Below are 21713 nucleotides of genomic sequence, written 5' to 3' on the forward strand. Positions count from 1 at the left end.
ATGCAAGTTTAGCGAAAAGGGATAGCCAGTTCCGTAATTTTACTGGATGAATAATCAAACCCCGTCACCGTCGAACTTGTTGCCGACAGAACTACCTCTGGCGTTCAGAGCGCAGATGCAGACGCTGTTAGGAGAGGAGTTACCATCGTTCGAGGCTGCGCTGGTTCAGGAGCCACCCGTCAGCATACGCATAAACCCCCGCAAACGCGTTCTGGATACGGAAAGCCTTGAACGGGTGCCCTGGTGTGCCGAAGGGTTTTATTTACCCGAGCGCCCCAGCTTTACACTTGATCCGCTGTTTCAGGCCGGGGCTTACTACGTACAGGAAGCGTCGTCGATGCTACTGGACGAAGCCCTGCGGCAGACCGTCAAACTGGAGCGGCCACTACGGGTACTCGACCTCTGCGCTGCCCCAGGCGGAAAAAGTACGTTGCTGGCGTCGGCGCTGCATCCGGAGAGTCTGCTCATCTGTAATGAAGTGATTCGTAGTCGGGTGCCCGTGTTGCGCGAAAACATTGATAAATGGGGTTACCCAAACGTAGTAGTCAGCAATCATGATCCCGAAGAGTTTGGCAACCTCAACGGTTTCTTCGACGTAGTGGTTGTAGATGCCCCCTGTTCGGGAGAAGGCTTGTTCCGGAAAGACCATCAAGCCGTGCAGGAGTGGTCGGAAGCAAACGTACAGCTTTGCTCAGCCCGGCAAAAGCGCATTTTGTTGGCAGCCGCGCCCCTGATTGACCAGGGGGGTATACTCATCTACAGCACCTGTACGTACAACGACGCCGAAAACGACGATAATCTACGGTATCTGGCTCAGAATGGGTTCAGAGGTCGGCGTCTCAACCTCCCGGCCGAATGGAAAATCGAAGAACGGCAGACTACTGATGGTGCGTTTGGTTATCAGTGCTACCCGCATCGGGTCAAAGGCGAAGGCTTTTTTATCAGCGTATTTCAGAAAACGGGCTTTACGCCGGCGGTTAAGCTGAATGCCCGGACATTTCGGACGATCAGACAACTACGTCCCCGCGAGACGGCGCAGGCAGCACAATGGCTGAAAACACCTACCGAATACTCATTTTGGGAAAAACCTAATCAGGATGTAATTGCCCTGCCGAAGGCATTGGAAAAAGATTTTTTATTTTTGGATAACGCCTTGCGTAACAAAGGGTTTGGGCTGGATATGGGTGTATTCAAGGGTAGTGACTTTATCCCGGCTCACGCCCTGGCACTCAGTACGGCCATTGCCGAAAAGCTGCCCGCTGTATCGTTACCTAGGGAGGACGCATTACGGTACTTTAAGAAAGAGAACCTTAGTTTGAGTGAACCTGCCAAGGGATGGTTGCTGGCTCGCTACGAAGGCTTAAACATAGGCTGGATGAAGGGGGTCGGTAACCGCGTTAATAACTACCTACCTAAAGACTGGCGTATCCGCATGGATATTCGAGAGCTATGAAACGTTTCCTTATCATCACTGGCCTGGTACTGGCCGTCATCATCGTTGGGTATTCGGTTGGGCCGAGCAACCATTTCGACTCGATTAAAGACGAGCCTGTTTCCTTAGACCCTGACCTGGTTAAACTTGAACAGGCTATTGCCCTCAATGAGAAAGACGCTCCTCTTAAACCCGATAACGAGGCCCGGATCGTATGGGCCGACAGCAACCGAAAAGAGAAAACATCGTATAGCATCGTATACATTCATGGCTTTACGGCCAGTTGGGCCGAGGGCGATCCTGTTCACAAACAACTGGCCCAAAAGTTTGGGTGTAACCTATATCTGGCCCGTATGCACGGCCACGGTGTCGATTCGCCGGATGCGCTCAAAGATCTGACGCCTGGTAATTACGTAGCATCTGCCGAGCGGGCGCTGGCCATTGGGCGGGCGCTGGGCAATAAAGTTATCCTGATTGGTACGTCGGCGGGGGGGATGCTGTCATTATATCTGGCTGCTCATCACCCCGATATTGCAGGGCTGGTGCTTTATTCCCCTTGTATTGCCGTAGCCAATCCGGCGTTGAAGCTGGTTACTAAACCGTGGGGTACGCAGATTTTAGATCAGGTTTTCGGCGGTAAGTATGTGGTCAACACGTATCAGAACCCGGGTCGCAATCAATACTGGTTCACCAAATACCACACGAACGGCCTGCTTACACTCCAGACCCTGATCGACGAATACATGACCGGAGACGTATTTCAGAAAGTGAAACAGCCGGTATTCGTAGGATACTACTACAAAGACGAAGATCATCAGGATAAGGTTGTTTCAGTTCAGGCCATGCTCTCCATGTATGAACAGCTCGGAACTCCAGCCGATAAAAAGCAACAGGTTGCGTTTCCCGAATCCGGCGAACACGTCATCTCATCGCGGTTCACGTCACATGATTTAGACGGTGTTTACAACGCCACTGAAAAATTTATGGAAGAAGTGCTGGATGTAAAGCCTGTATCGACCGTAACCACTACATTGGCTCTTAACCCGAAAAAATAGTCTAACTTTGACCCGGTTCAATCGATCCTGATTCACAATCGATGTAGTAAAACGACAAAACGGTTTGCGGTTCTGCACTACAAACCGAAAACTGTAAACTGAAAACTGTTTAAATGGCTTACGGATTACTGAAAGGAAAACGCGGCATCATCTCAGGGGCCCTCGATGAAAAATCAATTGCCTGGAAAGTTGCTCTCAAGGCAAAGGAAGAAGGCGCCACCTTTACCCTCACCAACGCGCCGATCGCGATGCGGATGGGTGCTATCAAACAACTGGCGGAGCAGTGCGAAGCCGAAATCATTCCGGCAGATGCGACGTCAACAGAAGACCTCGAAAATCTTTATAATAAGTCAACCGATATTCTGGGCGGCAAAGTAGACTTTGTCCTGCACAGCATCGGCATGAGTCCAAACATCCGGAAAGGCAGACAATACACCGATCTGAACTACGAGTGGTTTAAACAGAGCCTCGACGTTTCGGCCATGTCGCTGCACAAAATGCTGCAAACCGCTTATAAACTCGACGCCATTAACGAATGGGGATCGGTAGTTGCGCTGTCGTACATGGCGGCCCAGCGCACATTCGGGTTCTATTCCGATATGGGCGATGCCAAGGCGCTGCTGGAGTCAATTACCCGTAGTTTCGGCTACCAATATGGTAGATACCGAAAAGTTCGCGTTAATACGGTGTCTCAGTCGCCAACCGTAACGACGGCCGGATCAGGCATTGGTGGTTTTGATAAATTCTTTGACTTTGCCGAAGCCACAGCCCCGCTTGGCAACGCATCCGCCGAGCAGTGCGCCGACTACGTTGTTACGTTGTTCTCTGATCTGACGCGGATGGTAACCATGCAGAATCTGTTTCATGATGGCGGGTTCTCAATGACCGGTGCCTCCGAAGAAGTTGTACAGGCGTTCTTGGAAAGTCGACAGAACGCATAAGTAAATCAAAAAAGGCTACCGAAGCGGTAGCCTTTTTTGATTTAGTAGGATTCTACTACCTTGATTTTACTGGTTCCGTCCGCTCCTTTTTCTACTTGAATCTGAACGCTGATGCGCTCCTTGATTTCGTGTCGGTGTGAAATAATGCCAATGGTTTTTTTGCTGTCGTGCTGTAGCTTTTCCAGCATAACGATGGCTGTATCCAGGCTTTCGGGGTCAAGCGTACCAAAACCTTCGTCAATAAAGAGACTCTCAATCTGTACGTTCTGCGAAGCCAGGTCAGACAAACCCAGGGCCAGCGCCAGACTGAGGGTAAACGTTTCTCCTCCCGATAAACTTGACACCGACCGCTCCGTACTACCCTGGTACTGATCAATGACGTATAGCTCATCCTGGCCATCGCGTGGCTTCAGCAGCAGGTAGCGATCCGATAGCTCGCGTAGCCGTCGGTTCGATAGACCGATTAGTTGAGCCAATGTCAGGCCCTGCGCAAACTTACTGTATTCATCACCTTTAGCGCTGCCGATCAATTGGTTGAGTTGCCGCCACGGCTGGGCTTCCGTTTCGAGCTTAGTTAGCTCGTCGGTGAGTTTTTTCTGGCGTTTTCGCTGATCGCGGTCATGTTCGAGCTGTTTTCTGATATACCCGACGCCTTCCCGGGCTTTGCGCTCAATCGTTTTTTTCAGCAGGAGCTGCTGAGTCGTCTCGTCGGCCGAGAAGGAGGTCTGGCGAGCTGCCCATGCTTCGGCTCGTTTGGCTTCTTCGTCCTGGCGTCGGCGCTTGATCTCGTCGGCTTGCCGTTCCAGTTCATTCTGCTGTTCCTGAAGTTGTCTGACCTGGGCAGCCTCCAACAAACAGGCACGGGCGGCTGCTACGTCCGACAGGCCACGCTCTTCCAGTTGAGGTTGCAGCAATTCTGTCAGACTAGTCCAGTCCTGATCAACGGTCTTGCATTCATCCGTTACTTTTTGCAGGAGACCTGTTTGGGTGGCTAATTGAGTCTGTAGGTGATAAAAGCGTTCGGTCAGTTGGTCGCAAACTTCCCGGATATTGTCATCTGGATAGATTGCTGCTTTTTGCCGGGTAAATTCTTCCATCCGTTGTCGGCTCTCAGCCAGCGCATCAAAGTCGTCGAGGAGTCGTCGTAACGTAGTATCCTGCGCCCACAACGAGCGCAGGTTGTCTAACTCCTGCCGCTGCAACATGAGCAGCTTTTTGGTGTCTCTCAGTGACTCCGGACCTACCGTCGAATCGATCGCCAGCATCGTCAGTTGATCCGTCACCTCTTTCTTTTTAGCGACCCAAAGCTGTCGTAGTTCATTCCGACGCTCATTAAACGCCCGTTCATTCGCTTGGTCTTCGATCAATTCCAGGCGAAGTGCTTCGTATTCTTTTTGTTTTTCCTGCCAGTCGGCCGTAGCAATACGTAGCAACAACTCATTTTCGCCCGTCTGCTGCACGTAGTGCTGTGCGTATGGGTGTTTCAGCGAACCACACAGCGGACAGGGAGACCCGCTGGTCAAACCTTTCCGTAACTCATCCAGATTCGCTTCGGTTTGCAGGCGGGTTCTGATGGCTTCCAGTTCATTTTTCCGCGCTTCCAGTTGTTTGACTTCCTGCTCAAGTTTAGCCAGTGAGTCGGCTTTGTGCTGGATGAGCTGATCAATCTGTTCTGCCTTGGCTTTTAGCGTCATTCCCTCCGACAACCGGGTTTGTTGTTCCTCCAGCACCGTAATCAGTGACGAAAGCTGATTTTCCCGCTCAAACAGGTGAATGATTTCCTGATTAATGGTTTCCGTTGATACGTGCGAGTACTCCTGTTCTAATTGAACGAGTTGGACCGAAAGGGTTTGGTACCGATCGGCTACTTGCTGGGTTGCTTCCTCCGGGTTTGTCAGATCAAGAACCCGAAACCACTCATGTGAAGCCGTTTTAAAAGTTTGCTGGATGCTTTGCAACGGACGCTGACTACGTTCATGTTCCGCTGCAATCCTGTTGGTTAGTTCAAGTACCTGCTCCCGGAAAGCATCAATTTGTTTCTCAAACGTATCCGCTGTTACGGCCGGTGCATTTGTTAAGGCTCTGGCTTGATCGAGTACGTCGTTAAGCTGATTCGTGAGCGTCTGAATTACCTGTTGGAGTTGTTGGCGAGAGGCTGTGGCCGTATCACGACGAAATGCGAGGTTACGGATTGTTTCGAGCGTAACGGCCAGGTCGGCTACCTGCTTGTGGCGCTGCAATTGCTGAGCACTGGTCGAAAACTCATCAAGCTTTTGTGCAAGGGCAGTCTGACGCTTGTCCAGAAGGCTGAGTTGGTGATCGGCTTCCGAAACCTGTCGCCAAAGGGTCTGCTCATTGGTAAGCTGGGTGATTTCCCGGTCCAGCGCCTTGAGTTGAGCGTCGGTATCTTTCTGTTGTGCTTTAAGGTCCTGGACGGCTTCTTCGCTCAGTACCTGAATCAGTTCAACCTCGCGCCGTTTGGTGACCAGATACTCGTCAAACTGTTTGTTGGTAGCATAGGCTCGTTGACTCAACTGGCGGTAAATCTCCGTTCCGGTTATGCGTTCGAGCATCTTGCTTCGCTCCGCTGACTTCGACTTTAAAAACTGATCGAAGGCACCCTGCGCGAGTACGATCGAGCGAACAAACTGCTCATACGTAAGCCCGATCAATTCTTCGTTCTTCTTAGGGAAATCGCGTAAGTCTTTGATAGGAAATAGTTCGCCCTGTGGCTGATCGTCTTTCAACCGGGCTACTTCCATTTCATAATTATACCAGTTTCCGTTGCGGTTCTTCTTAATAGACCAGCGAGACCGGTAAACATCGCCATTCACTTCATATTCCACCTCAGCGTAAGCGGCTGCATTGGCTTCGCGGGCCGCCTGCTGGTTAACCAATAAGCCTTCTTCTGTAATATTAGTCAGCGATATGGCCCCCGAAAGCCGTGGTACGCGGTTGAACAACGCCAGTGTAATAACATCAAGTAGGGTCGATTTCCCAGCGCCGGTTGGGCCGGCAATCACAAAAAGGCCGGTTGAGTTTAAAAGACCTTTCGTAAAAACAATAGGCGGATGTTCGCCGTAAAACGAATTGATGTTACGAAAGCGTATTTGTCGAATTTTCATGCAAAAGTGGAGCCGCCTGCTCCGTAACCAGCTTGTAAAGTTTCTTATAAGTCTCCACCAATGTCACCCGGTCGTCTCCCTCAACGAGCGAAGCATCCAGCCGGCGTCCGAAAACGTCCAGGTACGTAAGATCTTGAAGAACTGTATCCGCGATGTACAGGGAATCCAGTCCTTTTAACTTATTGCGGAATACCAGCCTGGTTTTGGCAATCTGAAAAGTAGCCTGGGCATAATCACGTTGCAGTTGTTCAAAATGCTTGCGAACACTCAGGCTCTCGTTTTCTTCCTCAACCAGCACTTCCACCAGCATCGACAATGTATCTTCTGGTGAACACAGATTCTCCAATGCTTCGCGCACTTCGTCCATCGTACCGCCAACGTGCCGCAACGTTCTGAAGCGCGGCACCGGCACGGATTCTACATTCACCAATTGACCGTTATCAACAGTTAGCTCAAGAAGCTGATGTCTATTATCGCGTTCCCCGAAACTCAACGGAATAGGTGAGCCACTGTAGCGAATTGTCTGGTGATTACCAATGGTTTGCGGAACATGAATGTGGCCAAGCGCAACATAGTCAAATCCGGCAGGGAAATGCTCCGACGAAAAAGCCGCCTGTCCACCAACGCTGTGAATTTCCCGTTCGCTTTCCGAAATCGTAGCTCCATTGACATACAGATGCCCCATGGCTAGTCTGGGTACATCCTTGTAATCCTGACAGCAGTAGTCAACGATTCGTTCGTAGTGATTACGAATCCCGGTTCGGACGGCTTCAATACGCTCGTCAAAACTTTGGCCAGAAACAGATTGCCGTAAATCTGCATCCCGCAGATAAGGAACGGCTGCAACAAGTAAATCGGTTGAGCCCGTTGCCAGCCGAATCACTTCGTCCGAAAAGTTATTAGTCGTACAACCGACAACATGAATATTCAGGTGACGTAGTAACTCCCGGGGCGCGTTCAGCTTACTGGCCGAGTCATGATTGCCACCGGTTATAATCAGCCTCCGACCAAGCGGAAGCATACGGGTCAAAAACTTGTAATAAAGCGACATAGACCCATCATTTGGGTTTGTCGTATCAAATACATCGCCCGAAATCAGCAGAACATCAATGTCACGTTCATCAACCAGCGTAGCTAACCAGTCGAGGAATAACTCATGATCATCGCGGAGATCATGTTTATATAAACGCTTTCCTAAATGCCAGTCTGCTGTGTGCAGTATTTTCATAACGCCACGTTTAGAAGAGAGTGACCGGGTAAATAACATACTGACTGCAAGATAAAGCGTAGGGACAGCAAAACGAAGTCAAGGGCGGTCAAAAGCTTGATTTGCCCTCTTAATTATGCTATGCTAACTGTTGTGAGAAAAATTTTCAGGAAATTTTCAGGCCTAAAGCTCAAGCTATCAAACAGTTGTAAAATTAGCTGCGTAGGAGCTCTTAATTATTTTTGGATGGGGTCTTGACAAGGGTGGTGAAAGGCCCTACCTTTGCAGTCCCAAATGAGGGAAACAAGCTCGATCGACAAACACAACACACTGTCTGTCAGCTTGTTACAAGTAAGTAGCTGACAATCAAATGCAAAAATAATTTTCAGCAAACACTTGACACGGGATAACAAAACACGTACTTTTGCACTCCCAATTGATTGAAACAGGGACTTAAGCGAATCAATCGCTTGCTTCTCACCCAGGTTCAGCAACGGCTGAGCCGACAGTTCTTTGACAAACTGGTCAGCACAACTAACAAGAGCCCAACTGGTCTTCCCTTGCGGAAGCGGTTGAACAAGACAGTAGCTTTTTAGCTACAACACTATTTACAATGGAGAGTTTGATCCTGGCTCAGGATGAACGCTAGCGGCAGGCCTAATACATGCAAGTCGAGCGGGCAGCAATGCCAGCGGCAAACGGGTGCGTAACGCGTAAACAACCTGCCCCGGATTGGGGGATAGCCCGGCGAAAGCTGGGGTAAACCCGCATGGTGCTAATGGGTGGCATCACTGATTAGCTAAATATTTATAGATCCGGGAGGGGTTTGCGTCTGATTAGCTGGATGGTGGGGTAACGGCCTACCATGGCCATGATCAGTAGGGGTTCTGAGAGGATTGGCCCCCACACGGGTACTGAGAGACGGACCCGACTCCTACGGGAGGCAGCAGTAGGGAATATTGGGCAATGGAGGCAACTCTGACCCAGCCATGCCGCGTGCAGGACGAAGGCGCTCAGCGTTGTAAACTGCTTTTGCCCGTGAAGAAACGCAGCCCTGCGGGGTTGTTTGCCGGTAACGGGTGAATAAGCACCGGCTAACTCCGTGCCAGCAGCCGCGGTAATACGGAGGGTGCAAGCGTTGTCCGGATTTATTGGGTTTAAAGGGTGCGTAGGTGGTCCTGTAAGTCTGGTTTGAAAGCTGGGTGCTCAACACTCAGATGTGGCTGGATACTGTGGGACTTGAATGAACTGGAGGTCACTGGAACGGGTCATGTAGCGGTGAAATGCATAGATATGACCCAGAACCCCGATTGCGTAGGCAGGTGACTACGGTTTGATTGACACTGAGGCACGAGAGCATGGGGAGCGAACAGGATTAGATACCCTGGTAGTCCATGCCGTAAACGATGATGACTGGCTGTTGGGTCTTTGGACTCAGTGGCTGAGCGAAAGCGTTAAGTCATCCACCTGGGGAGTACGCCGGCAACGGTGAAACTCAAAGGAATTGACGGGGGTCCGCACAAGCGGTGGAGCATGTGGTTTAATTCGATGATACGCGAGGAACCTTACCTGGGCTAGAATGCGCGTGAAGTGGGTGGAAACATCCGCGCCCCGCAAGGGGCACAAAGCAAGGTGCTGCATGGCTGTCGTCAGCTCGTGCCGTGAGGTGTTGGGTTAAGTCCCGCAACGAGCGCAACCCTTATCGTATGTTGCCAGCACGTAATGGTGGGGACTCATGCGAGACTGCCTGCGCAAGCAGAGAGGAAGGGGGGGACGACGTCAAGTCATCATGGCCCTTACGTCCAGGGCGACACACGTGCTACAATGGTCGGTACAGCGGGTCACGATGGGGCAACCCTGAGTCAATCTTGCAAAGCCGGTCACAGTTCGGATTGGGGTCTGCAACCCGACCCCATGAAGCTGGAATCGCTAGTAATCGCGCATCAGCCATGGCGCGGTGAATACGTTCCCGGACCTTGTACACACCGCCCGTCAAGCCATGGGAGTTGGGGGGACCTGAAGTTCGGGGTAACAACCGGACAAGGGTAAACCCGGCGACTGGGGCTAAGTCGTAACAAGGTAGCCGTACCGGAAGGTGCGGCTGGAACATCTCCTTTCTGGAGCCGTCGGTGAGTGATCACCGGCCAGTGGGTGTTAGTGTGCTGATGGGTTTGTCAGAGCCGGGCTGTCGTTACCGCAAGGGGCGTCAGCGCAGCAGTTCTTTGACGTACAGGGAAAGACGAAACAGCGGTGTAAGCCGCTGGTCTAACGTAAGTAAGTAGTTGACTGATTGATTTGTGACATATACACAAGCAAAGGGCGTCTGGGGGATGCCTAGGCTTCTGGTGGCGAAGAAGGACGTGGCAAGCGACGAAACGGTGCGGGGACCCGCTGGCAGGGGCTGATCCGCACGTGTCCGAATGGGGCAACCCACTAGCTTGAAGAGCTAGTACCCTTTCGAGGGGGCAAACGCGGTGAACTGAAACATCTAAGTAGCCGCAGGAAGAGAAAACAAGTCGTGATTTCCCAAGTAGTGGCGAGCGAACGGGGAGGAGCCCAAACCGGCTGGGTTACGGCCCAGTCGGGGTTGTAGGACCTGACAACAAGGCAGCAAGCGAACCGAAACGATCTGGGAAGGTCGACCGTAGAGGGTGAGAGTCCCGTACGGGTCAGGGCGCTGCCGGGTCGGGGATCCTGAGTAAGGGGGGGCCGGAGGAACCCCCTCTGAATCTGGCGGCACCATCCGCCAAGGCTAAATACGACCAGAAGACCGATAGGGCAGAGTACCGTGAGGGAAAGGTGAAAAGAACGGGGAGTACCCGGGTGAAAGAGAACCTGAAACCAGGCGCTTACAAGCGGTCGGAGCCCCTGGATGGGGGTGACGGCGTGCCTTTTGCATAATGAGCCTACGAGTTACCGTCACTGGCCAGATTAAGCGACTGGAGTCGCGAAGTCGAAGCGAAAGCGAGTCTGAACAGGGCGCATAGTCAGTGGGGGTAGACGCGAAACTTGGTGATCTACCCGTGGCCAGGCTGAAGGGGGGGTAACACCCCGTGGAGGGCCGAACCGATAAGCGTTGAAAAGCTTCCGGATGAGCTGCGGGTAGGGGTGAAAGGCCAATCAAACTGAGAAATAGCTCGTACTCTCCGAAATGTTTTTAGGAACAGCGTTCGATGTTACCACTGGTGAGGTAGAGCGACCAACAGGATGCGGGGGAGTCACATCCTACCAACTTCTGATGAACTCCGAATGCGCCAGGGGGTGTCGGGCAGTGAGGGGCAGGGTGCTAAGGTCCTGTTCCGAGAGGGGAACAACCCAGACCATCGGCTAAGGTCCCCAAGTGTGTGCTAAGTTGAACAAAGGCGGTCCGGCTGCTGAAACAGCCAGGAGGTTAGCTTGGAAGCAGCTATTCCTTTAAAGAGTGCGTAACAGCTCACTGGTCGAGCGGGGCGGGCGTCGATAATAAACGGGCATCAAGCACACCACCGAAGCCGTGGACTCATGCATGAGCATGATGTGGTAGGAGAGCATTCCCTTTGGGGTGAAGGTCAGGCGCGAGCTGAGCTGGACTGAAGGGAAAAGCAAATGTAGGCATAAGTAACGAGATGGAGACGAGAACTCTCCACACCGTAAGGCTAAGGTTTCCTCCGCGATGGTAGTCATCGGAGGGTTAGTCGGGACCTAAGGGGCAGCCGAAGGGCGGGCTCTGATGGCAAGCGGGTTAATAGTCCCGCACTGTCCATGCAGGTCGTCTCATGACGGAGCGCCGGGGCTGCTACGTCCGGCCGGAAGGGGGCGTTGAGGGGAGGCTACGGCTGAACCGAAGTGGCGAAGGGGCTTCCAAGAAAAGTGAGGCTGCGTTAAGCGCATGGGTACCCGTACCGTACACCGACACAGGTAGCCGGGATGAATAATCTAAGGTGGACGAAAGAATCATGGTTAAGGAACTCGGCAAGATAACCCTGTAACTTCGGGAGAAGGGGGGCCTACCCACGCGAGTGGGAGGCTGCAGAGAAGACGCCCAGGCGACTGTTTACCAAAAACACAGGACTCTGCCAAATCGCAAGATGACGCATAGGGTCTGACACCTGCCCGGTGCTGGAAGGTTAAGGGGGGATGTTAGGGGCAACCCGAGGCATTGAACTGAAGCCCCAGTAAACGGCGGCCGTAACTATAACGGTCCTAAGGTAGCGAAATTCCTTGTCGGGTAAGTTCCGACCTGCACGAATGGTGTAACGATCTGGGCACTGTCTCAACCATGAGTTCGGTGAAATTGTAGTAGCGGTGAAGATGCCGCTTACCCGCCACGGGACGGAAAGACCCCGTGCACCTTTACTACAGCTTATCATGGATCGCTGGTCAGGCATGTGTAGGATAGGCGGGAGGCAGTGAAGCGGTGTCGCCAGGCATCGTGGAGCCGACCTTGAAATACCGCCCTTGGCTGACTGGTGGTCTAACCTGCGAGGGGACAGTGGTTGGTGGGTAGTTTGACTGGGGTGGTCACCTCCGAAAGGGTAACGGAGGTTTCCCAAGGTCCGCTCAGGCCGGACGGTAATCGGCTGGGGAGTGCAATAGCAGAAGCGGGCTTGACAGTGAGGTCGACGGACCGATCTGGTGCGAAAGCAGGGTATAGTGATCCGGTGGTACTGCATGGGTGGGCCATCGCTCAAAGGATAAAAGGTACGCCGGGGATAACAGGCTGATCTCCCCCAAGAGCTCACATCGACGGGGAGGTTTGGCACCTCGATGTCGGCTCGTCACATCCTGGGGCTGGAGAAGGTTCCAAGGGTTCGGCTGTTCGCCGATTAAAGTGGCACGCGAGCTGGGTTCAGAACGTCGTGAGACAGTTCGGTCCCTATCTGTGGTGGGCGCAGGAAGTTTGCGGGGATCTGTCCTTAGTACGAGAGGACCGGGATGGACGCACCGCTGGCGGATCGGTTGTCATGCCGGTGGCACGGCCGAGTAGCTACGTGCGGATCAGATAAGCGCTGAAGGCATCTAAGTGCGAAACTGGCCCCAAGATGAGACTTCCGGTATAAAGGGTTGTGCGAGACGAGCACGTTGATAGGCGGCAGGTGCAGGGGGTGAGAGTCCTAGAGCTGAGCCGTACTAATGAGCCCGGACGTGTAGCTGTCAAATTCGAGTCAATACGTTGTTACGTTACTTGCGTTAGGTAAGTCTTTCTCTGTGCTGTCCAAGACACGAAGGTGTGTTTTGGAGTCGAAGGCTGCAACGATCTAAGCTGGTCCTGGTTAGGGGCTGGCGCCAGTCACAAGGAGGCTGGTGGTCATAAGGCGGGTGAGCACCTCTTTCCATCCCGAACAGAGCCGTTAAGCCCCGCACTGCCGATGGTACTGGAGTCGTTTCCGGGAGAGTAGGTAGCTGCCACCTCTTGTCAAGCGAGTCGGAGCCGTCCCCAAAAGGACGGCTTTACTCATTTTATGATGGCTAAACTATAATGTCTTAAACTACGACAGCTTCGCTAAAGTTAGGAAGCTGTATCTTCTCCAATAAATTCTCCTCAAGCAAGTTGGCCCATTCAGCCATGTAGGCAACTACATCATCGCGTACGTTATGTTTGAGGGTAAGTCGCCTTTCAACCGCAAATCGAGCCAAGACCTGCTTATCGGACAGTTTTTCTAAATGCTTTAAGTCTTCCAGCATTAAGCCAGCATTGAGCATTTCATTAATTACTATGTCAATTGGAAGCGAACTGGTTGAACAATAATCATCAACTTGCTCATTCCAATCGCCATAACGCTGCATGGCATACGTGTGAATTTGATCTTTACTCAATTTAGTCAGTTCCTGCGCTAAATTGCCGCAATTGCACCCGCCCATATGGCCCCATTGATAGGGTGCGCCATCTTTAAGCTTTTTGGCAGTCCGGCGCAAAGCGTTTATCAATTCTGGATTCGGTCGTGCCATTTTTGTTCAAGGTTTATTTGGTTTCTTGCCTAACGTACTGTTTTAAAGTTTTGTTCGTAGGGTATTATAGCAAAAAAGCCGGCTATTAACCGGCTTTTATCTATCTGACTAACTCCATCAGATCTTTATCATTAACTTCTTTTTTTACATCAGCTAAATCAAGGAAACGCTTATAAATACCATCAAGCGTTGGCTTGTCGTATCGATAACCTAACAATTCGAGCCGGTGCTTTAAGGCATGACGGCCGCTACGAGCTGTCAGAATGATAGAGGATTTAGGAACTCCAACATCGTGAGGATTCATAATCTCGTAGTTCTCAGCATGCTTAAGAAAACCGTCCTGGTGGATGCCTGATGAATGGGCAAAAGCGTTTCGGCCGACGATAGCTTTGTTTGCCTGGACGGGCATCCGCATCATCTGAGACACTAAATTACTTACCGGAAACAGACGGGTAGTGTCTATACCTGTTTCAAACCCAAGTTCTTTGTGAACCTTCAACGCCATTACAACCTCTTCCAGCGACGTATTGCCCGCCCGCTCACCAATGCCATTCATAGTAACCTCGACCTGACGAGCACCGTTCATAATGCCGGCCAGCGAATTCGCTGTTGCTAAACCTAAATCGTTATGGCAGTGAATAGAAATGGTGGCCTTATCAACGTTAGGTACGTTGTCATAGATATACTTGATTTTGCGGCCATACTCTTCCGGTAAGCAATAGCCAGTTGTATCCGGAATGTTAACAACCGTAGCACCAGCCCGAATAACGGCTTCCGTCAGTCGGCACAAAAAATCTAGATCAGCACGGCCAGCGTCTTCTGCGTAAAATTCTACATCATCGACGTAGTTACGAGCATGTTTGACCGCTGAGATGGCCTGTTCCACTATCTGGTCCCGTGTACTGTTAAATTTATTGCGAATATGAATATCTGAGGAGCCAATTCCAGTGTGTATACGACCCCGTTTGGCTAGCTTAAGGGCTTCGCCGGCCGCGTCAATATCGTCTAGCTTCGCACGTGAAAGAGCACAGACAGTAGGCTCGGATACTGCTTTGGAAATTTCAACAACCGACCGGAAGTCGCCAGGGCTGGAAACTGGAAAGCCGGCTTCGATGATGTCAACGCCCAGGCGCTCTAGTTCTTTGGCCACAACCACTTTTTCTTCGGTTGTTAACTGGCAGCCCGGAACCTGCTCACCGTCACGCAGAGTAGTGTCGAAAATATAGACTCGCTGGCTCATTGTATGTATAGTTAATTAAGTTCAGCAATTAGTCGGGCACCAATGGCTTCTGTGCCCAATATTCTGTCAGAAGAGGTATTGGTGTCGGCAATGTCGCGTGTCCGGTACCCTGCTTTAAGCACGTTATCTACAGCGGCAAGCACTGTTTCTGCTTCTGTTTTAAGCCCAAACGAAATGTCGAGCATCAACGCAACGGATAGAACGGATGCCAACGGATTAGCGACGCCTTTTCCGGCAATGTCATGCGCCGATCCGTGGATAGGCTCATAGAGCCCAACAGTGTCACCGACCGAAGCCGAAGCCAGCATACCCATAGAACCTGCAATTTGCGACGCTTCGTCCGTCAGAATGTCGCCGAACAGGTTTCCGGTCAATACAACGTCGAAGCGCCGAGGGTCTTTAATAAGCAGCATAGCAGCCGCGTCGATGAATTGGTGCTCAACCTCTACGTCCGGGTATCGTTTGGCCACATCCTGCACCACTTCCCGCCAAAGCCTTGACGACTCCAATACGTTTGCTTTATCAACCGAACACAGTTTCTTTCGGCGCGTCATAGCGGCCTCGAACGCTTTTTCAGCAATCCGCTCAATCTCATAGCGGCTATATATCATTGTGTCATAAGCCGTGCTACGATCTTCGTTACGCCCCTTTTCACCAAAGTAAACATCACCGGTTAGTTCGCGGAAAAACAGGATATCAGCACCCTGTAAAAATTCCGGCTTAATGCTGGAAGCCCCCAGAAGCTCATCAAACAACTTGATGGGCCGCAAATTGGCGTAAAGTCCCAACGCTTTCCGAATACCCAGTAGCCCCTGTTCCGGCCGCACTTTAGCCGAAGGATCATTATCGTACTTCGGGTGGCCAACCGCTCCAAACAGAATGGCGTCTGACGCTTTGGATTTAGTAATGGTTTCTTCTGGTAGCGGATTACCTGTGGCTTCAATAGCTGCGTGGCCGATCAGGGCTTCGTCGTACGTGAACTCATGGCCAAACTTCTCGGCAATCCGCTCCAGCACCTGTTTGCCAACCGCTGTCACTTCCTGACCGATTCCGTCGCCGGCAATAACTACAATGTGTTTCTTCATTCTACTGATTGACTAACTGGTTGAATTGTAGAGTGTAGCACAATGCAATCAGTTGGTCATTTATTATGCGTGGGCTAAGTCGAACTGTTTTATATCTTCTTTTAGGCTGAGTAAATAATCAATATCGTCGTAGCCGTTCATCAGGCACGTCTTTTTATACGTATTGATGTCGAACGACTCGCTCAGACCGTTCGCCAGGGTAATGGTCTGGTTCGCCAGATCGACCGTTATCAGTGTATGCGGGTCTGCATCAATTGCTTTAAAGATTTCGGCCAGGAACGCGTCTGAAACCTGAGCGGGAAGCACGAAGTTGTTTAAGGCGTTATTCTTAAAAATATCAGCAAAAAAGCTGGAAATAACGACTTTGAAGCCGTAATCATGAATGGCCCAGGCTGCGTGTTCGCGGCTGGACCCCATACCGAAATTTTTGCCAGCAACCAGAATCCTGGCGTCTGCATAGGTGAGGTTGTTCAGTACAAAATCGGCTTTTGGAGTATCATCAGCATTATAACGCCAATCCCTAAAGAGGTTGTCGCCAAAGCCTTCACGCGTGGTTGCCTTCAGGAAACGGGCCGGAATAATCTGGTCCGTATCAATGTTTTCGATAGGCAGCGGAGCCGCGGTTGCCGTCAGTTTAGTGAATGTTTCTTTGCTCATGATTGCTGAAGGTTACACAAACTCTCGTACATCCTGTACTTTGCCAGTAACGGCGGCAACGGCGGCCGTGAGCGGAGATGCCAGGAAGGTGCGTGACTGAGGTCCTTGACGACCCTCAAAGTTCCGGTTCGACGTGCTGACACAATACTTACCGGCCGGAATTTTATCTTCGTTCATGCCCAGACAAGCCGAGCAGCCAGGGTCACGTAGTTCAAAGCCGGCTGCTGCAAACACTTTATCGAGTCCTTCGGCTTTGGCCTGATTAGCTACCTGAACAGAACCAGGCACGATCCAAACCTCGACACCGTCGGCCTTTTGCTTACCCTTTACAAATTCAGCTACCTGGCGTAGGTCTTCAATCCGAGCGTTTGTACAGGAGCCAATAAACACGTAATCGACGGGTTTACCGACCAAATCCATGCCGGGTTCAAGCCCCATGTACGCCAGCGACTTCGTATAGGAGGCCAGTTCGCTTTCGGGGATATCGCTCAAATTTGGTACTTGATGGCTGATGCCGATACCCATGCCGGGATTGGTCCCGTAGGTAATCATCGGCTCAATGTCTTCGGCGTTGATGTTCAGTTCACGATCGAACGTGGCACCTTCATCCGTTTTCAGCGTACGCCAGGTTTCGACCGCCTTGTCGAAGGCTTCGCCCTGCGGAGCAAATCGGCGCCCACGAATGTAATTGAACGTAGTTTCGTCAGGAGCAATCAGACCACCACGAGCACCCATTTCAATGCTCATGTTGCAAATGGTCATTCGGGCTTCCATTGACAAACTTTCGATTGTATCGCCCGCGTATTCGACAAAGTAGCCGGTTGCACCACTAGCCGAAATTTTCGAGATGATGTAAAGAATGATGTCTTTCGACGTAACGCCTTTACCGAGCTTGCCATTAATGCTGATACGCATCCGCTTCGGTTTGTATTGCAGAATACATTGCGTAGCCAGTACCTGCTCCACTTCTGACGTACCGATACCAAACGCGATGTTACCAAACGCGCCGTGGGTGCTGGTATGGCTGTCGCCACAAACGATGGTCATGCCCGGTTGAGTGAGACCCAGCTCAGGGCCGATGATGTGCACAATGCCCTGAAATGGATGGCCGAGGTCGTAGAGTTCGATTCCAAAGTCTGCACAGTTCTTACGCAGGGTTTCCACCTGATGGCGCGATAAGGCTTCTTTGATCGGAAGGTGCTGATCTTTGGTCGGGACGTTATGGTCGGCGGTAGCCGTTGTACGGCCGATGTTGAACACGCTAATACCCCGTTTCCGCAGGCCGTCAAACGCTTGAGGGCTGGTTACTTCGTGGATGAAATGGCGGTCAATAAATAAGGCATCGGGATGGCCTTCAGCGCGCTTGACAACGTGGGCGTCCCAGATTTTATCAAAGAGAGTAGTGGGCGTTGACATATATTCTCAAATCAAAAACTCAAATAAATCTGGCTTATCGTTGAGGTACTCAAAGTGAATGCGGGCATCCTGCATACGAATCAGGAGCGGTTCAAAATCAGCTTTACTTTTCAGTTCAATACCAACCAGAGCAGGGCCGCGTTCACGATTCGTCTTTTTGGAATACTCAAAGAGTGTGATGTCGTCGTTGGGACCGAGTACGTCGCTTAGAAATTCCCGCATGGCACCCGCCCGTTGGGCAAACCGAATGATGAAATAGTGCTTCAGGCCTTCGTACAGCAAGGAACGCTCTTTAATTTCCTCCGTCCGGGTAATGTCATTATTGCCACCACCAACGAGACACACGACGTTTTTGCCTTTGATCTCGTCTTTCAGAAAGTCCAGTGCTGCGATCGTCAGGGCACCCGCGGGCTCGGCAACAATGGCTTCTTCATTGTAAAGCTGCAGGATTGTCGTGCATACTTTGCCTTCGGGCACAAGCACCACACGATCCAGATTCTGACGGCACACCTCAAACGTCATATCACCGACGCGCTTGACGGCGGCTCCATCCACGAACTTATCGATCTCATCAAGAGCAACTACGTGACCTTCATCTATAGAAACCTTCATGGATGGTGAGCCAAGCGGCTCAACACCGATGAGCTTGGTTTTAGGACTTAGTTGCCGAAAAACCGTCGAAACACCCGATGCCAGACCACCTCCGCCGATTGCCATCAGCAGGTAATCAATCTTAAAATTTGAGTCTTTAAATATTTCCAGCCCGACTGTACCCTGGCCTTCCATCACCTGAACGTCGTCGAAAGGGTGGACAAACGTACTGTCGTGCGTATTAACGTATTCAATAGCTGCGTGGTAAGCGTCATCGTACGTATCGCCGGTGAGCACAACCTCGACAAACTCTTTACCGAACATCCGTACCTGCTTCACCTTCTGGGCGGGCGTAGTTGTTGGCATAAAAATCCGTCCTTTAACGCCCATTTTCCGACAGGCATAAGCCAGCCCCTGCGCGTGATTTCCAGCACTCGCACACACGACTCCCTTCGCCAGAGCCTCCTGGGGCAGGCTGGCCATTTTATTATAGGCCCCCCGAATTTTGTAGGACCGCACAACCTGCAAATCTTCCCGTTTCAGGAAAATGTTGGCCTGGTACCGATCCGACAGGTTCATGTTTTCCTGTAGGGGCGTATGCGTCGCGACTCCCCGCAGCCGTTCGGCCGCAAGGTAGATATTATCAAGGTCGGGAAACGTTATTTTCTTCTCTGCTTCTACCACCACCTGTTTTATTTACGACTGATGACGTTATCCTTCAAATTTACGAAATCTTCATCAGTCTTTCTTCGTCGCTATGATCAAGCCGGTTGACCAGGCCAGTTTTGTTAGTACGATGTCGTCGCGGTTCTCCAGATGAGCTACTAACTGCTCAGCTTTAGTGTCATGGCCATCCGGCCAGTTGGGTTGCGGCAACATATCGTCAATTACGTATAGACCACCCAGTTTCAGCATGGCCAGCGTTTCATCGAGCTGTAGGTATTTTCCCGCCCAGGTATCGGCGAAAATAAAGTCAAATGCTCCCGGATTTGCTTCGATCCACTCGGTACCGTCCTGGCAAACCAACGTCAGCCGCTCATCGTGGCCTAAAAACTGTTCTGCGATAGCCTGACAGGCTGGGTCATTATCGACCGAAATTAGCGTCGAGTGCTGGTCCATACCGTCCAGCAGCCAGGCTGTCGACAGGCCCGTTCCCGTGCCGAGTTCCAGGAACGTACCGCCGGGTTTGGACCGTGCCAGTGTTCGCAGCAATGAGGCTGTCAGCACATCGGCGTTCATGGCAAAGCCCAGGGCGGTTGACGCGGCAACTATGCCCTGATGCGGATCGATCGTCTCGGAGATACTGTCGAAGGCCATGATGCAATGGAAAAGGAGGGTAGGAATAGTAGGGAATAGCGTCGGTTCGTATAGGGTAAAGTAGTGCCGGGTTCTGAACCCGACACCACGTTCCCAGATACCACATTATTACTAGCTTCGTTCGGGGCGCAGGCTGCGAACGGCAGTACCCGCTTGCCACATTTCAGATTCGCGCAGTTCTTTCAGCTCGACTTCCAGCTTTTCGCGGTAGTCAGGCTGCGAGTTCCGGGTGATCGAAATATTGGCTTGCTCACCCGCCTTCACTGAATTGTAGAGTTGCTCAAAAACCGGTTTGGTGGCATCACGAAATGGCTTCCACCAATCGAGGGCACCCCGCTGGGCCGTAGTTGAACAGTTAGCGTACATCCAGTCCATACCGTTCTCGGCAACGAGCGGCATGAGTGACTGCGTCAGCTCTTCTACCGTTTCGTTGAACGCTTCAGATGGGCTGTGGCCGTTAGCCCGGAGTACTTCGTACTGAGCCGCGAAGATGCCTTGAATAGCGCCCATCAACGTACCACGCTCACCCGTCAGGTCGGAGGTAACTTCTTTATAGAAATCCGTTTCGAACAGGTAGCCGGAGCCGACACCGATACCCATGGCAATGCACTTTTCGCGGGCGTGGCCTGACGCATCCTGATAAATGGCGAAGCTGGAGTTCAATCCCTTGCCTTCTACAAACAGGCGACGCAACGAGGTGCCGGAGCCTTTCGGAGCTACCAGGAATACATCGACATCGGCAGGAGGAACAATGCCTGTCTGGTCTTTGTACGTTACGCCGAAGCCGTGCGAGAAGTACAACGATTTGCCGGGTTTGAGGTATGACTTAACGGTCGGCCACAGTTCAATCTGAGCGGCATCCGACAGCAGGAAGCAAATGATCGTACCGCGCTCCAGAGCCTCCTCAATTTCGAACAGCGTTTCGCCGGGGACCCAGCCGTCGGCAACGGCTTTGTCGTACGTTTTGCCTTTGCGCTGGCCGACGATTACGTTGAACCCGTTGTCGCGCATGTTGAGCGACTGGCCAGGGCCCTGTACGCCGTAGCCGATAACGGCAATTACGTCATCTTTAAGTACGTCGAGGGCTTTCTCAAGAGGAAACTCTTCGCGGGTTACTACGTCTTCTTCTACTCCGCCGAAGTTAATTTTTGCCATGACAGACAGTTGTATAAAAGGTTAAACAAATTACAGATAGTATTCCCACTCGGCCTCCGGGAGGTATTCAACCAGCCCTTTTTCGGTTTTTCCGACGGCAACGCGTCCCGAGCGTACAAATTCCAGGATACTGTGGGGTTTAATGTATTCGAAGAAGGTAAAAATCTCCTCTTCGGTCCCGGTTTTCTCAATCACGACGTAATCAAGCCCCCAATACACTACCCAGGCTTTGTACTGGTTATTGATTGTTTCGATATCCAGTGGTTTTGCTCCCAGTGGCGTTTCAATCTTGAACAGGGCAATCTCGTTGTATACAACGTCTTCGTTCAGATAGCCAAAGACAGCCAGCACTTCTACAATTTTTCGAATCTGCCGGACCAGTTTCTCAACGGCCTCCCGAGACTCGTGCTTGATGACAATCGTAAACCGGGATACGCCCTTTCGCTCCGTTTCCGACACGGTCAGGCTTTCAATGTTAATTCGTCGCCGGGTAAAAATGATCGTGATGCGATTAAGCAGCCCGATCGTGTTTTCGGTGAATATGCAAATGGTGTAGGTCGTCAT

General features: G+C 51.5%; 14 protein-coding genes and 3 rRNA genes. 6 read left to right on the top strand and 11 right to left on the bottom strand.

Translation table 11 applies throughout. The features are described from left to right. Positions 1 to 46: 46 nt before the first annotated feature. From BN8_RS27855 to BN8_RS27865, 3 genes are all read left to right on the top strand, one after another. The gene (locus tag BN8_RS27855) at positions 47 to 1453 is read left to right on the top strand and encodes a methyltransferase RsmF C-terminal domain-like protein (protein ID WP_009285296.1); all 1407 of its coding nucleotides are present in this window, start codon (positions 47 to 49) and stop codon (positions 1451 to 1453) included. Then, complete coding sequence (locus tag BN8_RS27860; RefSeq protein ID WP_009285297.1) at positions 1450 to 2487, top strand: alpha/beta hydrolase; 1038 nt, start codon at positions 1450 to 1452, stop codon at positions 2485 to 2487. Before BN8_RS27855 ends, BN8_RS27860 begins: the two co-directional genes overlap by 4 nt. Before the next feature lie 113 nt (positions 2488 to 2600). After that, complete coding sequence (locus tag BN8_RS27865) at positions 2601 to 3428, top strand: enoyl-ACP reductase FabI (RefSeq protein ID WP_009285298.1); 828 nt, start codon at positions 2601 to 2603, stop codon at positions 3426 to 3428. 41 nt (positions 3429 to 3469) lie between these two features. On the opposite strand, the gene BN8_RS27870 is transcribed toward BN8_RS27865, so the two are convergent. Both BN8_RS27870 and BN8_RS27875 read right to left on the bottom strand, forming a co-directional pair. Then, positions 3470 to 6553, bottom strand: coding sequence for an AAA family ATPase (locus tag BN8_RS27870; protein WP_009285299.1), 3084 nt, complete (start codon positions 6551 to 6553; stop codon positions 3470 to 3472). Continuing rightward, positions 6525 to 7781, bottom strand: coding sequence for an exonuclease SbcCD subunit D C-terminal domain-containing protein (locus tag BN8_RS27875; RefSeq protein ID WP_040006619.1), 1257 nt, complete (start codon positions 7779 to 7781; stop codon positions 6525 to 6527). The genes BN8_RS27870 and BN8_RS27875 overlap by 29 nt, the downstream gene beginning before the upstream one ends. Positions 7782 to 8370: 589 nt before the next feature. Between BN8_RS27875 and BN8_RS27880 the strand changes: the two genes are divergently transcribed. The 3 genes from BN8_RS27880 to rrf all read left to right on the top strand — a co-directional run bounded on the left by BN8_RS27880 (position 8371) and on the right by rrf (position 13151). After that, positions 8371 to 9877 (top strand): 16S ribosomal RNA (locus tag BN8_RS27880). A 185-nt stretch (positions 9878 to 10062) separates the two neighbouring features. Next, positions 10063 to 12894 (top strand): 23S ribosomal RNA (locus BN8_RS27885). Between the two features lie 145 nt (positions 12895 to 13039). Further along, a 5S ribosomal RNA gene (gene rrf / locus BN8_RS27890) occupies positions 13040 to 13151 on the top strand. Together the 16S, 23S and 5S rRNA genes form the textbook arrangement of a ribosomal RNA operon. A gap of 72 nt (positions 13152 to 13223) precedes the next feature. Here the strand turns inward: rrf and BN8_RS27895 are convergent. From BN8_RS27895 to ilvN, 9 genes are all read right to left on the bottom strand, one after another. Beyond that, on the bottom strand, positions 13224 to 13688 hold the full coding sequence (locus BN8_RS27895; protein ID WP_009285301.1) for a hypothetical protein: 465 nt from the start codon (positions 13686 to 13688) through the stop codon (positions 13224 to 13226). A 100-nt stretch (positions 13689 to 13788) separates the two neighbouring features. Further along, entirely contained in the window at positions 13789 to 14928 is a 1140-nt protein-coding gene (locus tag BN8_RS27900) for a 2-isopropylmalate synthase (RefSeq protein WP_009285302.1), read from the bottom strand. Positions 14929 to 14939: 11 nt separating this feature from the next. Beyond that, the gene (gene leuB / locus BN8_RS27905) at positions 14940 to 16013 is read right to left on the bottom strand and encodes a 3-isopropylmalate dehydrogenase (RefSeq protein WP_009285303.1); all 1074 of its coding nucleotides are present in this window, start codon (positions 16011 to 16013) and stop codon (positions 14940 to 14942) included. Between the two features lie 63 nt (positions 16014 to 16076). Next, positions 16077 to 16670 (bottom strand): 3-isopropylmalate dehydratase small subunit, encoded by a 594-nt coding sequence (gene leuD / locus BN8_RS27910; RefSeq protein ID WP_009285304.1) that lies wholly within the window; start codon positions 16668 to 16670, stop codon positions 16077 to 16079. A 12-nt stretch (positions 16671 to 16682) separates the two neighbouring features. Next, a complete protein-coding gene (leuC, locus tag BN8_RS27915; RefSeq protein ID WP_009285305.1) occupies positions 16683 to 18086 on the bottom strand; it encodes a 3-isopropylmalate dehydratase large subunit in 1404 nt (467 codons plus the stop codon). A 6-nt stretch (positions 18087 to 18092) separates the two neighbouring features. Then, a complete protein-coding gene (gene ilvA / locus BN8_RS27920) occupies positions 18093 to 19364 on the bottom strand; it encodes a threonine ammonia-lyase IlvA (RefSeq protein WP_009285306.1) in 1272 nt (423 codons plus the stop codon). Positions 19365 to 19415: 51 nt separating this feature from the next. Continuing rightward, on the bottom strand, positions 19416 to 19994 hold the full coding sequence (locus BN8_RS27925) for an O-methyltransferase (RefSeq protein ID WP_009285307.1): 579 nt from the start codon (positions 19992 to 19994) through the stop codon (positions 19416 to 19418). A gap of 111 nt (positions 19995 to 20105) precedes the next feature. After that, positions 20106 to 21149 carry a ketol-acid reductoisomerase gene (gene ilvC / locus BN8_RS27930; RefSeq protein ID WP_009285308.1) on the bottom strand — a complete coding sequence of 348 codons (1044 nt, stop codon included), beginning with the start codon at positions 21147 to 21149 and terminating at the stop codon, positions 20106 to 20108. A gap of 30 nt (positions 21150 to 21179) precedes the next feature. Continuing rightward, a complete protein-coding gene (gene ilvN / locus BN8_RS27935; RefSeq protein WP_009285309.1) occupies positions 21180 to 21713 on the bottom strand; it encodes an acetolactate synthase small subunit in 534 nt (177 codons plus the stop codon).

It is taken from the genome of Fibrisoma limi BUZ 3 (genome assembly GCF_000296815.2).
Classification (GTDB): domain Bacteria; phylum Bacteroidota; class Bacteroidia; order Cytophagales; family Spirosomataceae; genus Fibrisoma; species Fibrisoma limi.